Here is a 22,946-nt window from a genome sequence, read left to right on the forward strand (position 1 = left end):
GATCGCTTGCCGTACACCAAGGAAGACACCCGATGCCAAAAACCACACTGATACCGCCACCACGCTTCACCTTCGGCTCCGAACACCAGGTTCAATGCCGGTTTGCCCAGCATCCGGACCTCAGCATCACACCGTGTGATATCTCCAAGGGCCACCTCAGCGTTCGCTTTCCCGAAGGCGCAACGCTGCCCGATACGGGCACGCACTTTACCAACGTGCTGCTGACGCTGAATGGCCAGGACTTTCACTTGCCCGAACTGCGGGTGCGGCAGATCCGCGAAACACGGGAAGGCCTCAGAGTGGTGCTTTGGAGCCGGGATTGTGAACTCACCTCCCACCGCCTTTGGGAAATCAGCTACGCCCTGCGTACCCAACCACGCAACCCGTCACCGACCCAGTGGGATGAATTCTCGCTACCCAAAGTGCCAGCGCGCGGCCTGTATACTGAAGAAGCCAGGCTGGAGCGCCTGGATTTCATCAAAGAACACGTGGGCGTTGAGCTGCCGGCGGTATCCCGCCACAGCTTTGACCCGCGCAAGCTGGTCAGCAACATTGAAGCCTTGATCGGCTCCGTGGAAGTACCAGTCGGCCTGGCCGGACCACTTCAGATTCAGGGTGTCCATGCGGACGGCCTTTACTACGCCCCAATGGCCACCTCCGAAGGCGCCCTGGTGGCCTCCGCCACGCGAGGTGCAACCGCGCTTTCCCGCTCCGGCGGTGTTAACGCCCGGGTGCTCGGCCAGCGCATGATGCGCGTGCCCCTGTTTGGCTTTGATGATATGAACAAAGCCATGTTCTTCTCTGAGTGGGTGCAGGATCACGAACAGGAGCTGTCTGAAGAGATCCGCAAGTATTCCAACTTCGCCCAGCTGGTGGAGCTGCAGGCCCAGGTCATGGGCCGCAACGTGCACGTCCACTTCATCTACGAAACCGGAGACGCCGCCGGCCAGAACATGACCACCACCTGCACCTGGCAGGCGTGCCAATGGATTCTCAAACGCATCCGGCATTTCGAAGGCCTGCAGGTTCGCAACTTCCTGATCGAAGCCAACCTGTCCAACGATAAAAAGGTGACCTACCAGACCTTCCTGAAAGGTCGGGGGCTGCGGGTTCTGGCCGAAGCCGTGCTGACGGATGAGGTCTGCCGTCGGGTTCTGAAAGTGTCTGCGGCTCAGCTGGTGCAGGCTTACCAGCACTTTGTGACCGGCTCCCTGGCGGCCGGCATGATCGGCATCAACATCAACGTGGCCAACGTGATTGCGGCCATGTTCACCTCCCTGGGTCAGGACATTGCCTGTGTGCACGAGTCTTCGCTGGCACAGCTGCACATTGAGCTGAACGCCGAAGGCAACGCCTACTGCACCATGACCCTGCCATCGCTGGTCATTGGCACCATTGGCGGCGGCACCAACCTGGCCCAGCAGAAAGAATGTTTGAGCCTGATTGGCTGTGCCGGCAGCGGCAACGCCCACAAACTCGGGGAAATCATTGCCGCCTATTGCCTGGCCCTGGACCTGTCCACCCTCGCCGCCATTGCCGCCGACCAGTTTGCCCGGGCCCATGAAAAGCTGGGGCGTAATCGCCCCGTCGACTTCCTCAAGCTGGGTGACTTCACGCCGGACCTGTTTAACCAGGCAATCCGAGAGCTTGGGGTTCACGAACTGGCCGTTCAGGGCGCCATCCAGTTACCGGATGACATGCTCGGCTCCAGCATCATCACCGAGCTCACCTCCCAGAAAGTCAACAAACTGCTGGGCCACTTCCCCTTCGCACTGGACACCAATGCCGGTGAGCGCCGGGTCATGGTCAAGGTGAAGCCGCTGGATGAAGAGGTCATCATCATGCTCAACGGCATGGCGGCGATGTGTGATGCCCGGTTGGCGCACGCGTTCAATACCTTCCGTAACCAGATTGGCTTCCGGGGTTGTCACGTTCGTGAACTCAAGGTGATGACCCAGCAAGATCCGCGTTTTGTTCGCCACGCCCCGGATGTGTTCGGAGTCATCCTCGACCCGCAGCGCGAAGCCTATGTGCTGGTAGAGGAACTGCTGGAAAACCTGGACCTGATGGACAGCGCCGACGACACCTCCTGCTGGACCCGTCAGCACATGACCGCCGCCATTACCGGCATCGCGGCCGTGCACAGCATCTGGTACCGCCGTGAGGATGAGCTGCTGGCCGAAGACTGGATGGTGGACTACCCCACCGCCAGCGGCATGGTGGAAAAGCAGCGATTGTGGGAATTGCTCGGCGCCCATGCCCGGGAAGAGTTCCCGGAATGGGTAGCCGAAGAGCACACCGAAACCTTCCGTGAAATCGTCGCCAACCTGAAGGACTGGTGGCCAGAAATCGAGCGTATGCCTCGCACCCTGATTCACAACGACTTCAACCCACGCAACATTGCCTTCCGCGCTGGCCGTGACGGCCCTGTTCTGTGTGCTTACGACTGGGAACTCGCCACCCTTCACCTGCCACAACACGACCTGGCAGAGCTCATGGGATTTACCCTGGCCAGCGACGTAACCCGGGCCGACGTCGACTTCTATCTGGAACTCCATCGCGCCGAACTGGAGCGACACTCCGGCCAAACCATCGATCCGGTCGAATGGCGCCGAGGCTACGTGCTGTCACTTCTCGACCTGGTGGTAAACCGAGTGCCCATGTACCTGATGGCGCACACCTTCCGTCATTACCCGTTTATGGAGCGAACCTTCTACACCTTCCATCGTTTGCTTGAACTTGAAGGGATGCCCACCCGATGAGCCAGCCCAGCACCACACCCCGTTTTTATCGTCAGGATCAGGCGCTTTTCCTGAACCCGGACCTGCTCGGTGGTAAAGCCGCCAACCTGGCCTGGCTCACCCGGGAAGGCCTGCCCGTACCGCGGTGGTGGGTGGCCACCACCGGTGCCTTTCACGACATCCTGGCATTCAATGACCTGACCGCCTGGGTCGATCAGCAAATTGAGCACATTGGCACCGGGCAAGACCTCAAACAGCTGGAAAAGATCGCCACCGACATCGGTGACCGGATTCGTGGCGCCCGGCTTCCCGACGACCTCAAAGCAGAAATTGCGGAGGCCCTGCAAGGCCAGGAGCAGACCTTCTTCGCCGTGCGCTCCTCGGTACTTGGCGAAGACGCACAGGGCGCTTCGTTCGCCGGGCAGATGGACAGTTACCTGTTCCAGCGCGGGCTGGACGCCATTTATGAGAGCCTTCTGCAGGTCGCCGCCTCAGCTTTCAACGGCCGGGCCTTGCAATACCGTATCAGCAAGGGCATTGCGCTGAGCGACATACAGGCGGCGGTTATTGTTCAGGAAATGGTGGAAGGCGAAGTGTCTGGTGTCATGTTTACCGCCCATCCGGGCAATGGCAGCCGTCGCCACGCCCTGATTTCCGCCGCCTGGGGCACCGGTGAAGGCATTGTCGCCGGCATCTGCAACACCGACGAATTTACCGTGGGCCTGTTCGACAACCAGATTACGACCACCCTCGCCGACAAAGACCTGGCCGTGGTATTCGACGGTGACAGCAACCGCGGCACCCGGGAACAACCGGTGCCAGATGGCCAACGCCACATAGCCTGCCTGTCAGAGGTTCAAGCCATTCAACTGAAAGATCTCGGCCTGCGCATTGCCGAGCTCCGGCGCGAACCCCAGGATATCGAGTGGACCTTGCGGGCTGGCCAGTTTCATATCCTGCAAACCCGACCGGTCACCCGCCTGCCGGCCCCGAATCCACCGCAAGGCCGGCGCCTGGTGTTCGATAACTCCAACATCCAGGAATCCTATTGCGGCGTGACCACACCGCTGACCTTCTCGTTTGCCAACCGGGCCTACGCCAAGGTTTATGAGCAGACCATGCGGGTGCTGGGCATTTCCAGCGCAGAGATTGAACGCCACCGGGACATGCTCGACAACATGCTGGGATTGGTGAACGGACGGGTCTATTACAACATCAACAACTGGTATCGCGGCTTGCTGATGTTGCCCTCTTTCAACAGCAACAAGGCCGACATGGAACGGATGATGGGCCTGACCGACCCGGTCGATCTGGTGACCGACACCCGCGCCAGTACCGGAGAAAAACTCCGCAAACTGCCGCAGATTCTTCGTGCCCTGTTTCATCTGCTGCGCGGCTTCCGGCGCATGGACACCCTGGTGGCCGATTTCCGTGCCATGTTCGACCGCACCTACCGCAGTATTCGCCGTGACCAACTGCACACCCTGACCCCCGGCGAGCTGATTGCGGAAGCACGGCGCCTGGACACTGAACTGCTGGACCGCTGGACCGCCCCCATTCTCAACGACTTCTACGTGATGATGATGAACGGACGGGTACACAGCACCCTGGTGGCGGCGGGCTTTGAACAACCCTCGGTGCTGCAGAACAACCTGCTGTCGGGCGAGGAAGGCATCGAAAGCACCGAGCCCACCAAGGTGTTGCTGGAGCTCTGCGCCACCGTGCGTCAACAGCCGAAATTGCGCCGACTGCTGGAAGCCCCCGCTGCAAGCCAAAGCAATCTGCTGGGGCAGATCCAGGTGCTGGATCCTGACTTTCATCAGCGCTGCCAGGACTACATCGAACGCTACGGCGACCGCACCATGGGTGAACTGAAACTGGAGTCTGTGACCCTGCGCCAGGACCCAGCCTTTCTGTTCTCCATCCTGCGCAACTACCTGACCCGGGACGACCTGACCCCGGAAACCCTGGCCGCCAACGAAGCCCGCTTCCGCGCGGAAGCGGAACAGGAGGCGTTCAGCGCGATCCAGCATAAGTTGGGCCGGCAGGCACTCCGGCGCTTCCGCAAACATCTGGGCAAACTGCGCGCGGCCATTCGCAACCGGGAGAACATGCGCCTGGCCAGAACCCGTATGTTCGGCCTGTATCGGGAGCTGTTCCTTGAGCTGGGCAAGCAGCTGGCCTTCCATGATGCCCTGGAGCAGCCCAGGGACATTTTCTGGCTCAGCCTGGAAGAACTCTATGCCTGGAACGACGGCCGTGCCGTGCAGGCCCGACTAAAACCGCTCGTGGCCTGCCGTCGGGAAGAGTACGCGGACTATGAAAACGACGAACCGCCCCACCACTTCTGGACCTGGGATGTGGTTTACCTGCAAAACCAGTACGCCTACCCCCACGAGGTTGTCAGTCAGGGCGATGGCAACGGTGACCTGCAAGGCACTGGCTGCTACCCCGGCATCGTTGATGCCAAGGTTCGGCTGATCTTCTCCCCGGAAGACGAACTCAGCCTGGATGGCCAGATACTCTGCACCGTGCGCACTGACCCCGGCTGGGCGCCGTTGTTTCCCACCGCCGGCGGCATCATCGTCGAGCGGGGCTCTACCCTGTCGCACTCCGCAGTGGTGGCAAGAGAGCTTGGTATTCCGGCCATCATTGGCATTCCCGGCCTCACCAGCCTGTTGGCGGATGGCGAACGCGTCCGCATGGATGGCGTCAAAGGCACCGTCGAACGTTTTCAAGAGACAGCCGTGGAAGAAAACCATGACCAGTAACTGCATCAGCCAGACCTTTGACCCGGCGGCGGGCCTGCCCGATGCCTTTTGTGAGCTACCCGGTAAAATCTATGCCGCCGACCCGTTCTGGCTTGGAGAAGACGAAGCGGCCTTACGCCAGCAGTTCAGCTCTGCCAACCCCTGGTTTCAAAGCGGCAGCGCCTGGATCGGCGTGGTTCCGGGCAAGGCACGACTGGCTGGTTTCTTCAGCGATCGTGAGATTGATGGCGAGCCCGCGGCGTTTTTCGGTTTCTGGGAGGGGTTCGATGATCCGTCGGTTCACAACGACCTGTTCCGGGAACTGTCAGACTGGGCTGCGGCTAAAGGCGCCAAGCGCCTGTATGGCCCCATCAACTTCACCACCTTCAATGCCTATCGACTTCGCCTCGACAGCTTTGACACCAGCTGCTTTCCCGGCGAACCGTGGAATCCGGCGTATTACCCGGCGCTGATGGACAAGCTCGGCTTCGACTGCCGATACCGCTACCTCTCTACCTTCAACCAGACACCGGGCATCATCAACTCAGTGGCCGATGACTACCTGAAGGTAAAGCCCAAACTGGAACAGGTCGTCCGAATGGAGGCCATGACCCCAGAGTTCTGGCTGGACCATCTGGATGAGATCTACGGCTTTGTGGACCAGGTGTTTGGTGCCAACTTTGCCTATACGGCCATTTCCCGCGAGGCCTTCGGCGCGGCCTGTGGTGAGGCTTTTGCGAGGCGCTTCTGCCCCGCCAGCTCGGTTCTGGCCCGCAGTCAGGACGGCCGCATCGCCGGGTTCTTTCTGGTGTTTCCAGACTATGGCCCACTCTTGAGCCAGGCCAACCCCAACGCCGTCGCCAGCAAAGACCTTGGCTACCAAAGCCACTTCCCGGCACTGCCACAACCTCGCCGGGGCCTGGCCAAAACCGCCGGCGTGCACCCGGACTTCCGCTCACTGGGCCTGTTCACCGCCATGAGCTGTGAACTGAGCCTGCGCGCCGAGGGCCTTTACGACGAGCTGGGCGCCGCACTGGTACGGGAAGACAACAACTCCAGACAGTTCGCCCTGCGCCATGGTACCGCGGCCCAGCGCTCCTACGGACTTTTCCAAAAGGCCATCTGACATGAACTTCTGCCATGCAATCGTCCAGGCCGCCCAGCAGAATCCACACCGGATGGCTCTGAGCATTCCCCAAGCGGACAGCAACTACCAGACCAGCGATGACGTCACCTATTCTCAGTTGCTGGACCGTGCTGCCACCATACAATCCGGTCTGGCCCGACAAGGGCTTACCCGTGGCGACAAGGTGCTGGTGCTCGCCACCCCCGGCATCGCACTCTATGCCCTGGTGATTGCCCTGCTCGGCGCCGGGATGGTGCCGGTGCTGATTGACCGGGGCATGAGCCGCGCCCGCCTGATGGCGGCACTGAAGGCCAGTGATGCCAAAGCCGCCGTGGGCGAACGTAACATTCTACGGCTATGGTGGCTGTTCCCGCCTCTGTGGCGCTTGCCCCGTCTCGCCCTGGACCGCAAAGCCCCCGGTGTACAGGTTCTCCCGATTCCGGAATCCGCCAGTGGCCCGGCCTTCCAGTGCCTTGCTGTGGCACCGGATCACCACGGTCTGATCACCTTTACGTCCGGCAGTACCGGCTTGCCCAAGGGCGCTGACCGCACCCACAACAGCCTGATTGAACAACATCGCGCCATTCGCGCTCACTGGCCAGATCAGCAGGACGACCTCGACTCCCCCTGCTTTCCCGTGCTGGTCCTGCACAATCTGTGTTGCGGCATATCCACCCTGATGCCGGCTACCAACCTGGCACACCCAGGCCAGGCGAACGCTGAGCGCATTCTTGAGCAACTTCAGCAAAACCCGGTCACTCGCATCGCCTGTGCACCCGCCTACCTGGCCCGGCTCATCCGCGCCGGACAGGCATCCGACACGACACTGCCCGGAATCCGGTCGGTGGTTGTTGGCGGCTCTACCATAAGCGAAGAGCTGGCACAGAGCTGCCAAAGCCTTTTCCCGAATGCCCACGTACGAATTGTTTACGGTTCAACCGAGGCAGAGCCCATCGCCGATATAGATCTGCCGGAGCTGCTGCAGGACGGTCAACAAGGCGAGGGCCACCTGGTTGGAAAACCTGCAGACATGGTGGAGCTGCGCATCATTTCCCCGAACCAACCCACGGAAGATGCCACTCAGATCGACAACGACACCCCGCGGCCGGGCCGCATAGGCGAAATTCTGGTGTCCGGTCCCCACGTGCTGCAGGGCTATGTGGACAATCCCGACGCGAACCGGGAAAACAAGATTCCCCGGGAGCATGGTGGCGTGTGGCATCGCACCGGAGACGCTGGCTATCTGGACGAACACGGCCGTATCTGGCTGGTCGGGCGGATGAAAGACGCGCTTCATTCAGGCGAGCACACCCGCTACCCCTACCCAACTGAAAAAGCTCTGGACCGCTTGCCCGGTGTTGTTCGCAGTGCCCTGCTACCGCCGCTGAAACAAGGCAAGACAGACAGCATTCTGGTGGTGGAGGGGCGACCTGAAATCCGAGCCCTCCGCGACACGCTTAATCAAAACGGCTTTCAGACGACCCGAATCTACCGGGTGAAGGCCATGCCGGTAGACGGCCGACACAACAGCAAGATCGACCGCCAGGCCCTGATCACCATGATTCGTAAAAAACGCCTGAAACCATACCTCGACCTGGCTGAAGGGGGCCTGGAAGATGCCTGACACAGCCACCCATTCCCGCTATCTGATCCGCCTGAACCGGGTCGATTTAATCACCCTGTCCGGTGTTTGCAGCTCACTGATAGCCGGAGCCCTGGCGCTGAGCGGTAGCCTCTATCTGGCCACTGCGCTGCTTTATCTGGCCATGCTGGCAGATGCCCTGGACGGCATCCTGGCCCGTAAATTGGGACTGGAACGAGCTTTTGGCCGCTACCTGGACGGCTTTATGGATGTGCTGATCTACCTGGTCGTCCCCTCGTTGATTTTTTATCTGAGCGGGTTCTCAGGTGCCTGGGCAATATGCCTGATGTTGATGATGGGCTGTGGCTGCATCCGCCTTGCGGTGTTTAACGACACCGGCAACATTCAGGAAGACAGTGGCCTGGCCTACCTGGGTATGCCGGTCTTCTGGAGCTTGTTCATCCTGGCCGGTTACCTGCTGCTGGCGCGGTTTGTTCCGGAGGCTTGGCTCAAACCAGCTCTGGCCCTGACCCTGTTAAGCTTCAGCCACGCCATGATCCAGCGGCGGCGCTTTTTCAAGTTCAGCCGCCTGAGCACCATCCTTGCTCTCACCCTCGGCGGCGCAGGCCTGTTTGTGACTCTTCACCTGACCGTTGGAGCGCCATAGCGTGGACACCCTTCTCACAGCCCTGTACCTACAGATTCCCGTGGTGATCGGCGGCGTACTACATATGCTCGCGGTGACTCGTAACTGGCTACCAGCCTTGCGCCGCCCCCTGCACACACGACTGTTCGGTGCCAACAAAACCTGGCGTGGTATCGTGCTGGTACCGTTGTTGACCACCTTCGGAGCTCTGTGCCTGTGGCCAACGGAGTGGCTACTGGGGGACAACCGGGTCTTTGGAAATGATTTACTGCTGGCGGGCTGGGTAGCGGGCTGGGGTTATGTACTGGCCGAATTGCCCAACTCCTTTCTCAAGCGACGCCTGGGCATCGCCGCCGGAGAAACGCCCGCGCGGCACAGGCAGCTGTTCACCTTTCTGGATCAGTTCGACTCCGGCGCCGGCGTTGCCATTGCCTATATGCTCTATCCGGGCTTTGACTGGGAAGTGGGACTGCTTTACGCACTGACTTTTCCGCTGACCGCTCTGGGCGTAAAGCGATGGCTGTTTTCTATGAAACTGAAAAAACTGCCGACGTGAACCCGGAAAGCCGTCTTCTGATTCCGTTGGTTTTAAACCCTGAAGGGATTTCTAAAGATTTCCACTAACTTTGTTCACGATGGAAGCCCGTGGAATCATACCGAGCTCAAATCGGCTGTCATTTGCCTTTAATGTGTTATCGCCGAGTAGAAAATATTCTTCCTCACCGGTTTGATAAACATCATTTCCGGATTTTTTATTTCTTTTAACAGCAGATGCCGGCCAATAATATATTCCAGCCTGAGCCAGGCGACTTGGCAGTTCTACCTTCACATTGTTGATGTAAATACCGTCCTTCTCTAGCCTTATATTTTCGTTAGGGAGACCAACAATTCTGAACACCATCAAATTGAATTCGTGAGGATTTTTTACCGCAACGACATCCCAGCGTTCAGGTTCATAGCTGAACAAGGAAAAAAAACCGATTTCAACTTTCTCTCCGGCCTTTAGGGTGGGTTCCATAGCTACGCCCGTTTGAGTGAACTCCCGCCCGAATGCAGACGTACTGAATAGTGCGATGATCATCAAAATAAACGTCGTCTTCATTACCATTCCCTTGTTCGAAGGACATCGCCAGAGTAGTTTTTTCCCGGTACCCGCATTCCCTTTTCAAAAAGTATGCCCAACCTCACAGGATCTTTAACTCTTGCACAAATCCTTTTGAATCTATAATCTTTATTACGCTTAAAATAATCAACACATCGTGAATAAACATCCATATTATTTGTCATTTGCATGACTTGCAGCATGATATCCCTGGCATCTTTACTACAGCTATTGAACAGAAGGTTTACAATTTTTTCGCTCTGACTCTGAACGTCGATTTTTCCTGAATTTATATGTTTTACAATTGCTCTGACCTTAGCCGGAGACAATGTGGTGAAAAAATCTGAATCACTGACCTCTGACGAGATTATTCTTTTAAATTCACGATTGGTTCCGAGATACTCGCCTACAACTGAAAAAATCGAAGCAATAAAGGCCAAATCAATTGTTAGATTAGCAGCGTACGCATAGGTTTGAGCAAAAACTCCATGCATTTTAATGTTTGACAAATTTACTGAATACGACCCAAGAATACCAAAAGTTATACCATCTATTACCGCTTGAACAAGGAATAAAAGCATCCCATAGAATGTTATTTCCCCAAACCCTAAAACCGGCGATACTTTTGAGAGAACAGTACCAACGTGAGCAAATACAAAAATAAATAGCGCATTAAATGCGAGCACCCCCCATACCGAATACGCCTCATAGTAATACTCCTTTTGGGGCGAGTAATCATCGGTTAAGATCCTAAATTTACTGAAGTAGGTATAGTAATAGGCGACTAGCACCAGAATAAGAAATCCGCTAGTTAAAACTGAAAAATACAAACAAACAGGCATTAAAAAAATACTGAAACCTAACAGCGAAGCCAATGATACAAAAAGGAACAAGGAAAAATGCTCTTTATAAGCACGCTTTAACCGCGCCCGATACTTTCCAAGGCTAATCATTCTCATTCTTAAATTATGAATAAGCCAGTAATGGCGATGGCAGGAAAAACAACAATAAATACAAACATGCCCAGGCAGCCAGAAGGCTTCTGGCTGGATTGCACTTCTCGCCACTTACCATGGCAAGATTTACAGTAAAAACTTCTTGCCCCTCTTTCCCAAGCCGATATTGTGCGGCGACTGTGCTTTACTTGAACTCCACACCCGGAACATGCATACGGATCGCCTGCATTTGGCTTGGTAGATTTAGAGGCATTTCCTTTTACAAAGGCATAGACAATAACAGCAATTACAACAAGAAAAATTAACCCTTCCATTCTTTTAGAAATCCTCTAAATGTTTTTCTTATTTGTCTAACTCTGCATTATTCTACAACGATAACCCAGGCGGCATTGCCACTAACCTTATAATTTAACCCCACTCCAACCACTTCACGCGGTTTATAATAAATACCAGGTTGAGCATATCCGCAGTGTCATCTCATTGAGGTGTAACGCCATCGCGTCTTGTAGCGCTTCGAACCATATCAGATAGTTACCTACTGTGCCTCGCCTCTGGCCGGAATTTTGCGAACGGGTTCGTATAACTCCGGCCAGAGGCTACATCACCACTCTAACTGAGCCCCTGTCTGGTATTCGATCACCCGGGTTTCAAAGAAGTTTTTCTCTTTGCGCATGGTGGCCTGCTCGTCCAGCCAAGGCGAGACGTTTTTGGCCCCGGGGAAGGGCTCTTCCAGGCCCACGGTTCTGGCCCGGCGGTTGGCCACAAAGCGGAACTGCTCGATGTGGTATTCCGCCGAGTAGCCCAGGATGGGGTCGCGCAGGATGTAGTTGGCATATGCGGTTTCGGCCGCTTCGCACTCATCCCACATTTCCCGTACGGCCTGGGGATCAAAGGTGATGTTTTCTTCTTCCAGGATCTGGTTGACCACTTTCAGGCCGAAGGAGAAGTGCATGGCTTCGTCCCGCAGAATGTACTGAAACTGCTCACCAGTGCCGCGCATCAGGCCCCGGCGCTGCAGGGCGAAGATCGGGCTGAAGCCGTTGTAGAACCAGCAGCCTTCGAACACGGCGGCGAAGAACAGGTAAGACATGATGAATTCCTGCAGGTCGTCTTTGTTGCGCAGGTTCATGTCTGAGCGCATGGCGGCGTCCAGCCGTCGGTTGGCCAGCTGGATTTTTGCGTTGATCTGCGGCACCACGCGGTAGCGGTTGTAGATTTCGCTCTGGTCTAGGTTGAGGGTTTCGATGCAGTGCTGGTAGGTCCAGGTGTGCAGGGCTTCTTCGTACACCTGGCGGGCCTGGTAGATTTGCAGCTCGGGCGCGCTCATTTTCTCCATCACCGCCAGGCCGATGTTGCGCATCGCCAGGATGTCGGAGGTGGTGAGGTAGGCCAGTACGTTTTCATACACGTGCTTTTCCGCCGGGTTCAGGCGGTGATGGTAGTCGTGGACGTCCTGCGCCATGTTGACGTCCAGCGGGGTCCAGTGGTTTTTGTTGGCGTTCATGAAGTATTCCCAGGCCCAGGGGTACTTGAACGGCGCCAACTGGTTGATGTCGGTGTTGCCGTTTATCACGCGCTTGTCGTCTACGTTCACCGGCGCCGGTCCGGCGCTGGCCGTCGGCTTGTGTTCGGTTTTCGGTTCGTCGTCCCAATCCAGCATGGTTAGGCCTCCAAAGTTAAGTAAGTGATTACTGACAGGCTTCGCAGTCTGGCTCGTCGATGCTGCACACTTGCGGCTGTGGCGCGGCTACCGGGGCGCTTTTTTCGGCGCCGGTGGCACCCAGAGAGCGCAGGTAATAGGTGGTTTTCAAACCGCGTTCCCAGGCCAGTTGGTACAGGGCATCGAGCTTTTTGCCGTTGGGTTCGGCCATGTACAGGTTCAGGCTCTGGGCCTGGTCCAGCCACTTCTGGCGTCTTGCGGCGGCTTCCACCAGCCAGCGGGCGTCGATTTCAAAGGCGGTGGCGTAGCGGGCTTTCAGTACCGCTGGGATGCGGTCGATCTGTTGCACGCTGCCGTCGAAGTATTTGAGGTCGTTGACCATCACGTTGTCCCACAGGCCTTCGGCCTTGAGATCGCGCACCAGGGACGGGTTGACCACGGTGAACTCGCCGGAGAGGTTCGATTTGACGAAAAGATTCTGGTACGCCGGCTCGATAGACTGGGATACGCCGACAATGTTGGAGATGGTTGCCGTGGGCGCGATGGCCATCACGTTGCTGTTGCGCATGCCGTGTTTGGCGATGAGCTCGCGCACCGGAGTCCAGTCCAGACGGCTGTTGGTGTTGACAGAAAAGTCCCCTTCCCGGCGGTTGTCTTTCAGCAGGTTGAGGGAATCGATGGGCAGGATGCCCTGATGCCACAGGGAGCCTTCGTAACTTTCATAGGCGCCGCGCTCGCCGGCCAGGTTGGCCGAGGCGCGCAGGGCAAAGTAGCTGAGTTGCTCCATGGCGACGTCAGCGAACTCGACTGCTTCCGGGCTGGTGTAAGGCAGGCCGAGTTGGTAGAGCGCGTCCTGGAAACCCATTACACCCAGGCCTACCGGGCGGTGTTTGAGGTTTGAGTTTTTGGCCTGGGGCACGGCGTAGAAGTTGATGTCGATAACGTTATCGAGCATGCGCACGGCAGTGTTGACGGTGCGTTCCAGGCGCTGCACGTCCAGCTCGCCGTTGTGGATGTGAGCCGCCAGGTTAACGGAACCCAGGTTACACACGGCGATTTCATCGACGCTGGTGTTCAGGGTGATTTCGGTACACAGGTTGGAGCTGTGCACCACGCCTTGATGCTGCTGCGGTGAGCGCAGGTTGCAGGGGTCTTTGAAGGTGATCCAGGGGTGGCCGGTTTCAAACAGCACGGTCAGCATTTTCCGCCACAGCTGTTTGGCGGGGATTTTTTTGAACAGTTTGATTTTGCCCTGCTCCGCCAGCGCTTCGTAATGCTCGTAGCGTTCCCGGAAGGCATTGCCGTACAGGTCGTGCAGGTCTGGCGCATCGCTTGGGGAGAACAGGGTCCAGTCCCGGTCTTCGCGCATGCGTTCGATCAGCAAATCCGGCACCCAGTTGGCGGTGTTCATGTCGTGGGTGCGGCGGCGCTCATCCCCGGTGTTTTTGCGCAGCTCCAGGAATTCCTCGATGTCCAGGTGCCAGCTTTCCAGATAGGCGCACACCGCGCCCTTGCGCTTGCCGCCCTGATTGACCGCCACCGCGGTGTCGTTGACCACTTTCAGGAAGGGCACCACGCCCTGGCTCTGGCCGTTGGTGCCTTTGATATGAGAGCCCAGTGCCCGCACCGGGGTCCAGTCGTTGCCCAGGCCGCCGGCCCATTTCGACAACAGGGCGTTGTCTTTGATGGCGCCGTAGATGCCTTCCAGGTCATCGCCCACGGTGGTCAGGTAGCAGGACGACAGCTGGGAATGGCGGGTGCCGCTGTTGAACAGGGTGGGTGTGCTGGCCATGTAATCAAAGCTGGACAGCAGGTTGTAGAATTCGATGGCACGGGCATTGGGGTCGTCTTCTCGCAGGGCAAGGCCCATGGCCACTCGCATGAAGAACACCTGGGGCAGCTCAAGGCGGGCGCCATTCCAGTGCAGGAAATACCGGTCGTAGAGGGTTTGCAGGCCCAGGAAGCCGAACTGCAGGTCCTGCTCCGATTTGATGGCCGCGCCCAGGCGCTCCAGATCGAACGCAGCCATGGCTTCGTCCAGTAGCTCGTAGCGAATGCCGGCGGCAATAAAGGCTTTCAGGGCTTTTGGATAAACCTCTGCCAGCGGCTGATTGCGGGGCAGGTCCAGCGCTTCGGCATTTTCCAGGCGCAGCTGTTCCAGCAACAGACGGGCAGTGACCGCGCTGTAGTCCGGCTCCTGTTCGATGCGGCCGCGGGCGGTCATGATCAGGGCAGAGACCACTTCGGTTTCGGCAATGCCGTCGTACAGATTGCGCAGGGCTTCGTCCACCAGAGACGCGCCATCAATGCCTTCCAGCCCGGTGGCGGCCTGCTCCACCTGCAGTTTCATCAGGCCCAGGTCCAGCGGTGCCAGGCTGCCATCGGCCTTTTTCACGGTCAGGTGTGGGTGGGCTTCCATCGGCTCATCCACCGCTCGCTGGCGAGCGTGTTCTTCCCGGTACAGCACGTAGGCCCGGGCTACTTTCTGCTCTTCAGCCCGCATCAGGGCCAGTTCTACCTGGTCCTGGATGTCTTCGATATGCACTTTGCCGCCGGCTTGCAGGCGACGGCTGATGGCCTGCACCACCTGGTCGGTCACCCGGTGTACGGCGTCGTTGATGCGGGCAGAGCCAGCGGCTTTATCGCCTTCAACGGCAAGAAAAGCCTTGGTGACGGCCACGCCAATCTTGGAAGGATTGAATCCAACCAGGGTGCCGTTGCGTTTAATCACCTGCAGGGATTGGGTGTCGGTAGAAGTAGCCGGGGATTCGGCCAGAGCGGTAGCAGACATTGTGTTCTCCTGAAGTCGCGTCAGATTCCATTTAGCCTTCGCGAATGCAGGAGCACACCGTGCCCGGAGCCCGGGCAGGGATAACCGATCTGCTCACCTTAGGTCGCGAAGGTGCAGTGCTGTTTCCTCGGCAGGTCTTCGGACTCAGGGGCGTGAATCGTAAGATTCGGCCTTGCGTGGCGACTTCCCGGTGTTACCCAGTGTCTCTTTGCCACGCTTGTTCCCCAATACCGCTGCGCGTCAGTTCCGGATTCTCACCGGATTCCCGACTACCCTATGTGGTTCGATGATCAGAGAATGATCACAACATATGGTAGTCAACCAAGGATTTCGCCACTATATACGGAGTTAAAATCGGTGACAAGGCACTTTCGGCACAGCGTCATGTCTGAAGGTGAAGACTCTGTTCAGCAACGGGAGCTCACGGTGAAACGCTCAATTCAGCTTAAATCGGTTATCACGCTGCTGTGGTTTGGCCTGGCCAGCCCGTCGGTCCTGGCCGAGGAACCGCTGCTGCCGGCCTTCTCCAGTATGGTGTCTCTGGCCGACGGCTGGGAGCCGCTGGAATTCCCGCGCATTGACCAGCACACCCGCTATGAGCTGGTCACCGATGACGGTGTGCAGGTGGTCAAAGCCACCGTCGACGGCAGTGCCTCTGGCCTGATTGCCCGGGTGGCGCTGGAGCCAGGTGATGCCCTGCTGCTGCGCTGGCAGTGGAAGGTGTCGAATGTATTCGAGAAGGGCGACGCACGCACCAAGGCCGGCGATGACTACCCCGCCCGCATCTACGTAGCGTTTGAGTTTCAGCCTGAAAAGGCCGAGTTCTTTGAGCGTGCGAAACGCATAACGGTTGAGGTGATGTTTGGCGAAAGCCTGCCCGGCAATGCCCTCAACTACATCTGGGCCAACCGCTTGCCAGAGCAGACCTTCATTGCCAATGCCTTCACCGATCAGACCATGATGGTGGCGGTCAATTCCGGTTCAGAACAGGTTGGTCAGTGGGTAACGGTAGAACGGGACATAGTGGCGGACTACCGCGAAGCCTTTGGCGAGGAGCCACCCCGCATTATGGGCGTTGCCATTATGTCGGATGCCGACAATACCGGGGAGCGGGCACAGGCGTGGTATCGGGATGTGGAGTTGATCCAATAACGCACACCTGCCCGTTAATCTCGGACTAGGGCAGCTCCTCAGGAAAACCGGGGATAATAAAAGTATTTCCCAATCGCCGCACGGGTGGCACTTCGCCACGCTCGGCCAGGCGCATGTATGCTTCATCAAAGGCATCGCGCAGAATGCTGGCTCTGGGGCTGGCGAGCGAGAACATCCAGGCGGCGTTGCGGCTTCGGACTTCGGATTCACGAATCACCGCGTCCGCTGGCCGCGTTAACACTTCACGCACAGGTTGGCGATAATCCAGCAGGTAATCACCCCGCCGGCGCTTCAGCATATCCACGGCCGAACGGTGGTTGGGCGCCTCGGTAATGCGGATGTCTGACTGATCTTCCAGCCAGCCGCGAAAGCCACCGTAAGTGTAGCCACCGATCAGAATGACAATTTTTCCGTGCAGTTGATCGATGTGGTTCAGGGGCGGGGCGTCTTCGCGATACCAGGCGCTTAGCTCTACCGGAAGCGGGCTGATCCAGCTTTCCAGAACATCCTCCATCAATACCGGCGTTGCAGACAAGCCCAACCAGAGATCCACCGTGCCGTTTTTCAGATACAGATACGTTCGTGCAACCGGCAAGTAAATAAACTCGAGGTCGTATCCGGCTTCTTCCGCCACTTTTCTGGTGATGTCGACGAACTCACCTGCAGGCTCGCCATTCGCGTTGCGGTAGGTAATGGGTGGAAACTCAACATACGCAATCCGAACCACCGCGTTGCTGCCCTCGCCCTGCTCTGCGGCGTAAAGCCCGGAGGAACCAAGCACGAAAATCAGAAGGATAAAAAACCCCGCGAGTGCCAGTGCACTGCGGGGTCTACCTGAGTATTGGGGGCGGCAACGGCGCATGAATGTCGCTTTCGTTGTGTATGTGTTTAAAGCTTAACAGATACCCGAAAAACTGTGCGGACAAACACAAAATTTCTTGTCTCAGAACGCGTGGGTAACCATATACAGACCCACGCCACCCATCACAACCGTGTAAGGAAAAGCCATAATCACCATTTTTCCATAGGACAATCGCACCAGCGGCGCAATCGCAGAGGTCAGCAGGAACAAAAACGCGGCCTGACCATTGGGCGTTGCTACGCTGGGCAGATTGGTGCCTGTGTTAATGGCAACAGCGAGAGTCTGGAAGTGCTCATAACTGATGCTGCCGGAATCCAGGGCCTGCTTCACTTCACTGATATACACCGTTGCCACAAACACGTTATCGCTGATCATCGACAACAACCCGTTAGCAATGAAGAACATACCCGGCTGCTGCCCTTCCGGCAGGCTGAGGACGTAGTCGATAATGGGCTTGAACAAATGCTGCTCATGGATCACCGCAACCACTGCGAAAAAGACCACCAGCAGCGACGTAAAGGGCAGGGATTCCTGGAAGGCCTTGCCAATCTGGTGCTCATCAATCACACCGGTGAAGGAGGTGATCAAGATGATCACCAGCAAGCCGATCAGCCCCACTTCGGCAATATGAAAGGCCAGGCCCAACACCAGAATAACCGCAGCCGCAGCCTGCACCCACAGTGCGGCTTTGTCCGACTTGGTACGGCTGGTGCGCTCATTCTCGGCAAATTCTTCCAGAACCTGGCGTACGGGTTTCGGCAGACGGCCGCCATAGCCAAACCAGCGCAATTTTTCCAGGGCCCAGCAGGTACACAGGCCGGCGATCAACACCGGAATACTGACCGGGGCCATGTGCAGAAAGAAGCCTACAAAGTCCCAACCCACCACTTTGGCGATCAGCAGATTCTGGGGCTCGCCCACCATGGTGGCGACGCCACCCAAGGCCGTGCCGATGGCGCCGTGCATCAGCAGACTGCGCAGGAAGGCCCGGAAGTTCTCCAGATCTTCCCGGTGCAGCTCAACCACTTCCGCATCGCTGCTGGCGTTGTGGTCCTTCTGCTGATAACCCTTGCCGGAAGCCACTTTGTGGTAAACCGAGAAAAAGCCCACGGCCACGCTGATGATCACCGCCGTGACGGTGAGCGCATCCAGAAAGGCGGACAATAACGCCGCGGCACTGCAGAACAGCAGTGAAAGAGCCGATTTGGAGCGCACGCCCACGAGTATCTGGGTGAAGGTCACCAGCAGCAGCTCTTTCATGAAATAGATGCCCGCCACCATGAACATCAGCAGCAGAATAACCGGGAAGTTGATCAGCACCTCGTGATAGACCGCATCGGCGGTTGTCAGGCCAATCAGCAAGGCCTCCACCGCGAGCAGCCCGCCGGGCAACAGGGGGTAACACTTCAGGGCCATGGCCAGGGTAAAGATAAACTCGGCAATCAGCAGCCAGCCGGCGACGCCCGGCCCGAAGGCGTACATAACCAGAGGATTGGCAACCAGAAACAACAATATAACCTGTTTGTACCAAACAGGTGCGTTGCCAAGAAAGTTGTTCGTAAAACCGGAAAACACGGAATTGGGCATTGCTGGTATCTTCTGAAGGTGGTCGCCGGGAAGCCTACGGCATTAAGCCGATATCTTCCTTGATATTTGTGCCCGGGGTAATGACTCGAAAGTGGTAGCAAGGTCCGCACTCAGGCCTTTTAGAAAGTCTCCAATACACTATTGCGACTGGAGGCTACCCTGACCCGTTCGGACTATTCCACCGTCACACTTTTTGCCAGATTCCGGGGCTGATCCACATCGGTGCCCTTGAGCACAGCAACATGGTATGACAGCAATTGCAGAGGCACGGTATAAACGATCGGCGCGGTAATCTCGTGGACCGACGGAATCTGCATCACATGGATGCCCTCCTCCGGTTTCACATCCGCCGCCTTGTCGGCAAAAACAAACAGTTCACCGCCACGGGCACGAACTTCTTCCAGGTTGGATTTGAGTTTTTCCACCAGGTCGTTATTCGGCGCAACCGTCACCACCGGCATTTCGCTGTCGACCAGCGCCAGCGGGCCGTGCTTAAGCTCACCGGCCGGATAGGCTTCGGCGTGGATGTAAGAGATTTCCTTTAACTTCAGAGCTCCTTCCATGGCCACCGGATACTGGGAGCCACGGCCCAGGAACAGGCTGTGATTCTTGTCCATGAAGGCCTTGGACATTTCTTCAATTTCGCCATCCAGTGCCAGTACATCATTCACCTGGCCCGGGACCAGATGCAGTGCTTTTACGATCTCGGCCTCCTTTTCTTCACTCAAGCCATTGTGGCGAGCCAGAGCCAAAGTGAAGATCAGCAGTGCGGTCAACTGCGTGGTGAACGCTTTGGTGGATGCGACACCGATCTCAGGGCCGGCCTGAGTCATGATGACCAGATCGGATTCGCGTACCAGAGTGCTGCCCGGAACATTGCAGATGGCAAGTGCCGCGCGGAAACCTGCTTTTTGTGCCTGACGCAAAGCCGCCAGGGTGTCAGCCGTTTCACCGGACTGTGAAATGCACAGAAACAGGGTGTCCGGCTGGATAACGTGTTTGCGGTAACGGAACTCGGAGGCTACCTCTACTGAGCAAGGCACGCCGGCCAGTTCCTCGATCCAGTAGCGGGCTACCATGCCTGCATGGTAGGACGTGCCGCAGGCAATGATCTGCACGTGGCGTACGTTTTCGAGCAGGTTGGCTGCGTCGGTACCCAGCGCCTGCTCCAGCACCCGGCTGTTGGTGATCCGGCCTTCCATGGTGGCCTTGATGACTTTCGGCTGTTCGTAGATTTCCTTCAGCATGTAGTGGCGGTATTCGCCTTTATCGGCAGAATCAGCACCATGCTCGAACCGGGTAATGGCTCGTTCAACCGCTTTGCCGTCACGGTCGTGAATCTCGATCTTATCTTTGCGGATGTCGGCAATATCGCCTTCTTCAAGGAACATGAACCGGTCAGTAACCGGCAACAGGGCCAGCTGGTCCGACGCAATGAAGTTCTCGCCAATGCCCACGCCAACGACCAACGGGCTGCCTTCACGGGAGACCACCAGGTGATCCGGTTCATCCGCGTGCACGACGGCCAGAGCGTATGCGCCACGCAGGCGGGTGATGGCCGTTTTCACCGCGTTATAGAGGTCACCGCCGGCCTTGTAGTGCTTACCGATCAGGTGGGCCACCACTTCGGTATCGGTCTGGGAGGTAAACTCAAAGCCTTCAGCTTTCAGCTCTTCCCGAAGTTCCTGATAGTTTTCGATGATGCCGTTATGAACGATCGCCAGCCGGTCACCTGACATGTGTGGATGGGCATTGAGTTGCGACGGCTCGCCGTGGGTGGCCCAGCGGGTGTGGGCGATACCCAGGTTTCCACTGAGCGGGCTGGTGCCGATGGCTTCAGCGAGTGCCGCAACCTTGCCGAGTTCCCGGGCACGCTGTACCTGGTTATCAGCATTGATAACGGCCATGCCAGCGGAGTCATAGCCCCGGTACTCAAGGCGGCGCAGGCCTTCCAGCAAAATACCCTGGACATCCCGTTCTGATACCGCTCCTACAATCCCACACATGCTGTTTTCACCTGTTCGTTAATCGGTCTTTACGCTTTTTTCGGCCGTTCCCAGCCGGCGATGTTTCGCTGTTTGCCCCGAGCGACGGCTAGCTCACTCCCGGATACATTCCGGGTGATGGTAGAGCCTGCCCCGATGGTTGCTTCCGCACCCACCGTCACCGGCGCCACCAGCGACGTGTTTGAGCCAACAAACACGCCATCGCCAAGCTCGGTTTGGTACTTGTTAACGCCATCATAGTTGCAGGTGATGGTGCCTGCACCCACATTCACATTACGGCCCAGAGAGGCATCACCTACATAACTCAGGTGGTTGATCTTACTGCCTTCGCCAACTACGGCTTTTTTGGTCTCGACAAAATTACCCACCTTGGTGTTGGCCGCCAACTCGGTGCCGGGGCGCAGCCGAGCAAAGGGGCCGATTTGGGCATTAGCGCCTATGGTGGCGCCATCGATCAGACTGTGGGCCTTGATCTCGGCCCCGTCAGCAATGGTGGCATCTTTGATCACACAGCCAGGTCCGATGCTGACGTTACTGCCAAGCGATACACGGCCTTCAAACACGACGTTTATATCAATCCACAAGTCGTTGCCAATGGTCATCTCACCGCGCACATCAATTCTGGCCGGGTCCGCCAGGGTAGCGCCTTCCGTCATCAGCCACTCAGCCTGCTGACGCTGGTACCAACGCTCCAGCTCCGCCAGTTGCAAGCGGTTGTTCACGCCCTGGACTTCAAAAGGATTCAGCGGCTGCGATACAGTCACTGACAGGCCATGGTCTACCGCCATGGCGATAATATCGGTCAGGTAGTATTCGCCCTGGGCATTGCTGTTGGAGAGTGTGGGTAACCAGCTTTTCAGGTGGCGGGCAGACACAGCCAGAATGCCCGTGTTCACTTCCTTGATCTCGTGCTGTTCGGCGGTGGCATCTTTTTGCTCAACAATCGCCTGCACCTGGCCATCGGTATCCCGAACAATCCGGCCATAGCCGTGGGGGTTGTCCATGTCGACGGTCAGTAGCGCCAGATTACGGTCATCCAGATCACCAACCATGGCTTCCAGGGTGTCTTTGCGGGTCAGCGGCACGTCGCCGTAAAGGATCAACACCCGTGCGTCGTCCGGCAGGTCAGGCAGTGCCTGTGCGACCGCATGGCCGGTACCCAGCTGTTCTGTCTGTAACACCCAGTTTACCGTGGCATCGTCAAGCGATGCCCGGACCTGATCTGCGCCGTGGCCGATTACCGTGTGTATCTTTTCCGCACCCAGCTGCCGGGCTGTCTCAATCACATGATGCAGCATGGCCTTACCCGCAACGGGGTGCAGCACCTTGGGCAGCGCGGACTTCATCCTTGAACCCTGGCCAGCCGCCAGGATGACAACGTGTAACGGACTCATGGGGCAATCAGCTCCAAATTCGTTGTTCAACTCAAAATAAAAAACCGCGTCCCGGTGAAAAGCTCTTTGTTTCCGATAGGAAACCCAGAGCCCTCCACCTGCGGATGCGGTTCACTGTCAGGCCGGTCCGGGCACTGACGCAACGCCTGCTTATCGCAGGTTCTTGCGCAGTTTCTGGATAGTACGCAACTGAGCAGCGGCTTCTGCCAACTCTGCTGCGGCCCGGGAGTATTCAAACTCGCCTGTTTTGTTTGCCAGTGCCTTCTCGGCTTCCTTCTGGGCTTCCAGAGCTGCGGCTTCGTCTACATCTTTTGCACGAACCGCAGAGTCGGCCATCAGGGTCACCAGGTTAGGCTGCACTTCCAGATATCCTCCGGAAACGTACAGAATCTCCTCGGCGCCACCCTGTTTGATGATCCGCACTGCGCCAGGTTTGAGCGCAGATAACAGCGGAGCATGGCCAAACTGGATACCAAGCTCACCCTCGGTACCGGTGGCGATCAACATCTCCACCAGCCCGGAGTAAATTTTTTCCTCGGCACTTACGACGTCACAATGTACGGTCATAGCCATTTCTTACGCCTCTTGGGT

The 22,946-nt window shown here is 57.4% G+C and carries 17 protein-coding genes and 1 riboswitch; of the genes, 7 read left to right on the plus strand and 10 right to left on the minus strand.

Annotated elements, in window-relative coordinates:
* The first annotated feature begins 32 nt into the window (after positions 1–32).
* From QPL95_RS04765 to QPL95_RS04790, 6 genes are read left to right on the plus strand one after another with little or no spacing between them, the layout of a single operon-like run.
* Positions 33–2,762 carry a phosphotransferase gene (locus tag QPL95_RS04765; protein WP_303289863.1) on the plus strand — a complete coding sequence of 910 codons (2,730 nt, stop codon included), beginning with the start codon at positions 33–35 and terminating at the stop codon, positions 2,760–2,762.
* Entirely contained in the window at positions 2,759–5,512 is a 2,754-nt protein-coding gene (locus QPL95_RS04770; RefSeq protein ID WP_303289864.1) for a phosphoenolpyruvate synthase, read from the plus strand. Before QPL95_RS04765 ends, QPL95_RS04770 begins: the two co-directional genes overlap by 4 nt.
* Positions 5,502–6,617, plus strand: coding sequence for a hypothetical protein (locus tag QPL95_RS04775; protein ID WP_303289865.1), 1,116 nt, complete (start codon positions 5,502–5,504; stop codon positions 6,615–6,617). The genes QPL95_RS04770 and QPL95_RS04775 overlap by 11 nt, the downstream gene beginning before the upstream one ends.
* A 1-nt stretch (position 6,618) precedes the next feature.
* Positions 6,619–8,241 (plus strand): fatty acid CoA ligase family protein, encoded by a 1,623-nt coding sequence (locus QPL95_RS04780; protein ID WP_303289866.1) that lies wholly within the window; start codon positions 6,619–6,621, stop codon positions 8,239–8,241.
* Positions 8,234–8,866, plus strand: a complete 633-nt coding sequence (locus QPL95_RS04785) for a CDP-alcohol phosphatidyltransferase family protein (protein ID WP_303289867.1) — start codon at positions 8,234–8,236, stop codon at positions 8,864–8,866. The genes QPL95_RS04780 and QPL95_RS04785 overlap by 8 nt, the downstream gene beginning before the upstream one ends.
* A 1-nt stretch (position 8,867) precedes the next feature.
* Positions 8,868–9,401, plus strand: coding sequence for a hypothetical protein (locus QPL95_RS04790; RefSeq protein ID WP_303289868.1), 534 nt, complete (start codon positions 8,868–8,870; stop codon positions 9,399–9,401).
* Positions 9,402–9,452: 51 nt separating this feature from the next.
* Here QPL95_RS04790 and lepB read toward each other — a convergent pair whose 3' ends face one another.
* The 5 genes from lepB to QPL95_RS04815 all read right to left on the minus strand — a co-directional run bounded on the left by lepB (position 9,453) and on the right by QPL95_RS04815 (position 15,354).
* Positions 9,453–9,947 (minus strand): signal peptidase I, encoded by a 495-nt coding sequence (gene lepB, locus QPL95_RS04795; RefSeq protein ID WP_303289869.1) that lies wholly within the window; start codon positions 9,945–9,947, stop codon positions 9,453–9,455.
* Positions 9,947–10,900 carry a hypothetical protein gene (locus QPL95_RS04800; protein ID WP_303289870.1) on the minus strand — a complete coding sequence of 318 codons (954 nt, stop codon included), beginning with the start codon at positions 10,898–10,900 and terminating at the stop codon, positions 9,947–9,949. Before QPL95_RS04800 ends, lepB begins: the two co-directional genes overlap by 1 nt.
* Before the next feature lie 8 nt (positions 10,901–10,908).
* Complete coding sequence (locus QPL95_RS04805; RefSeq protein ID WP_303289871.1) at positions 10,909–11,217, minus strand: hypothetical protein; 309 nt, start codon at positions 11,215–11,217, stop codon at positions 10,909–10,911.
* A 287-nt stretch (positions 11,218–11,504) separates the two neighbouring features.
* Positions 11,505–12,563, minus strand: a complete 1,059-nt coding sequence (locus QPL95_RS04810; RefSeq protein WP_303289872.1) for a ribonucleotide-diphosphate reductase subunit beta — start codon at positions 12,561–12,563, stop codon at positions 11,505–11,507.
* Between the two features lie 28 nt (positions 12,564–12,591).
* A complete protein-coding gene (locus QPL95_RS04815; RefSeq protein WP_303289873.1) occupies positions 12,592–15,354 on the minus strand; it encodes a ribonucleoside-diphosphate reductase subunit alpha in 2,763 nt (920 codons plus the stop codon).
* A gap of 111 nt (positions 15,355–15,465) precedes the next feature.
* Positions 15,466–15,665: riboswitch (cobalamin riboswitch) on the minus strand.
* Positions 15,666–15,738: 73 nt separating this feature from the next.
* Between QPL95_RS04815 and QPL95_RS04820 the strand changes: the two genes are divergently transcribed.
* Positions 15,739–16,506: a DUF3047 domain-containing protein gene (locus QPL95_RS04820; RefSeq protein ID WP_303289874.1), complete on the plus strand. Its 768-nt coding sequence runs from the start codon at positions 15,739–15,741 to the stop codon at positions 16,504–16,506.
* A gap of 25 nt (positions 16,507–16,531) precedes the next feature.
* On the opposite strand, the gene QPL95_RS04825 is transcribed toward QPL95_RS04820, so the two are convergent.
* From QPL95_RS04825 to QPL95_RS04845, 5 genes are all read right to left on the minus strand, one after another.
* Positions 16,532–17,368, minus strand: coding sequence for an ABC transporter substrate-binding protein (locus QPL95_RS04825; protein WP_303289875.1), 837 nt, complete (start codon positions 17,366–17,368; stop codon positions 16,532–16,534).
* 81 nt (positions 17,369–17,449) lie between these two features.
* Positions 17,450–18,955 carry a sodium/proton antiporter NhaB gene (gene nhaB, locus QPL95_RS04830; RefSeq protein ID WP_303289876.1) on the minus strand — a complete coding sequence of 502 codons (1,506 nt, stop codon included), beginning with the start codon at positions 18,953–18,955 and terminating at the stop codon, positions 17,450–17,452.
* A gap of 173 nt (positions 18,956–19,128) precedes the next feature.
* Positions 19,129–20,961 carry a glutamine--fructose-6-phosphate transaminase (isomerizing) gene (glmS, locus tag QPL95_RS04835; RefSeq protein WP_303289877.1) on the minus strand — a complete coding sequence of 611 codons (1,833 nt, stop codon included), beginning with the start codon at positions 20,959–20,961 and terminating at the stop codon, positions 19,129–19,131.
* A gap of 29 nt (positions 20,962–20,990) precedes the next feature.
* On the minus strand, positions 20,991–22,355 hold the full coding sequence (gene glmU / locus QPL95_RS04840; RefSeq protein WP_303289878.1) for a bifunctional UDP-N-acetylglucosamine diphosphorylase/glucosamine-1-phosphate N-acetyltransferase GlmU: 1,365 nt from the start codon (positions 22,353–22,355) through the stop codon (positions 20,991–20,993).
* Between the two features lie 150 nt (positions 22,356–22,505).
* Positions 22,506–22,928 (minus strand): F0F1 ATP synthase subunit epsilon, encoded by a 423-nt coding sequence (locus QPL95_RS04845; protein ID WP_303289879.1) that lies wholly within the window; start codon positions 22,926–22,928, stop codon positions 22,506–22,508.
* Between the last annotated feature and the right edge of the window lie 18 nt (positions 22,929–22,946).

Origin of the sequence: Marinobacter sp. SS5-14b, assembly GCF_030541005.1 — a bacterium.
In the GTDB taxonomy this organism is placed as follows: domain Bacteria; phylum Pseudomonadota; class Gammaproteobacteria; order Pseudomonadales; family Oleiphilaceae; genus Marinobacter.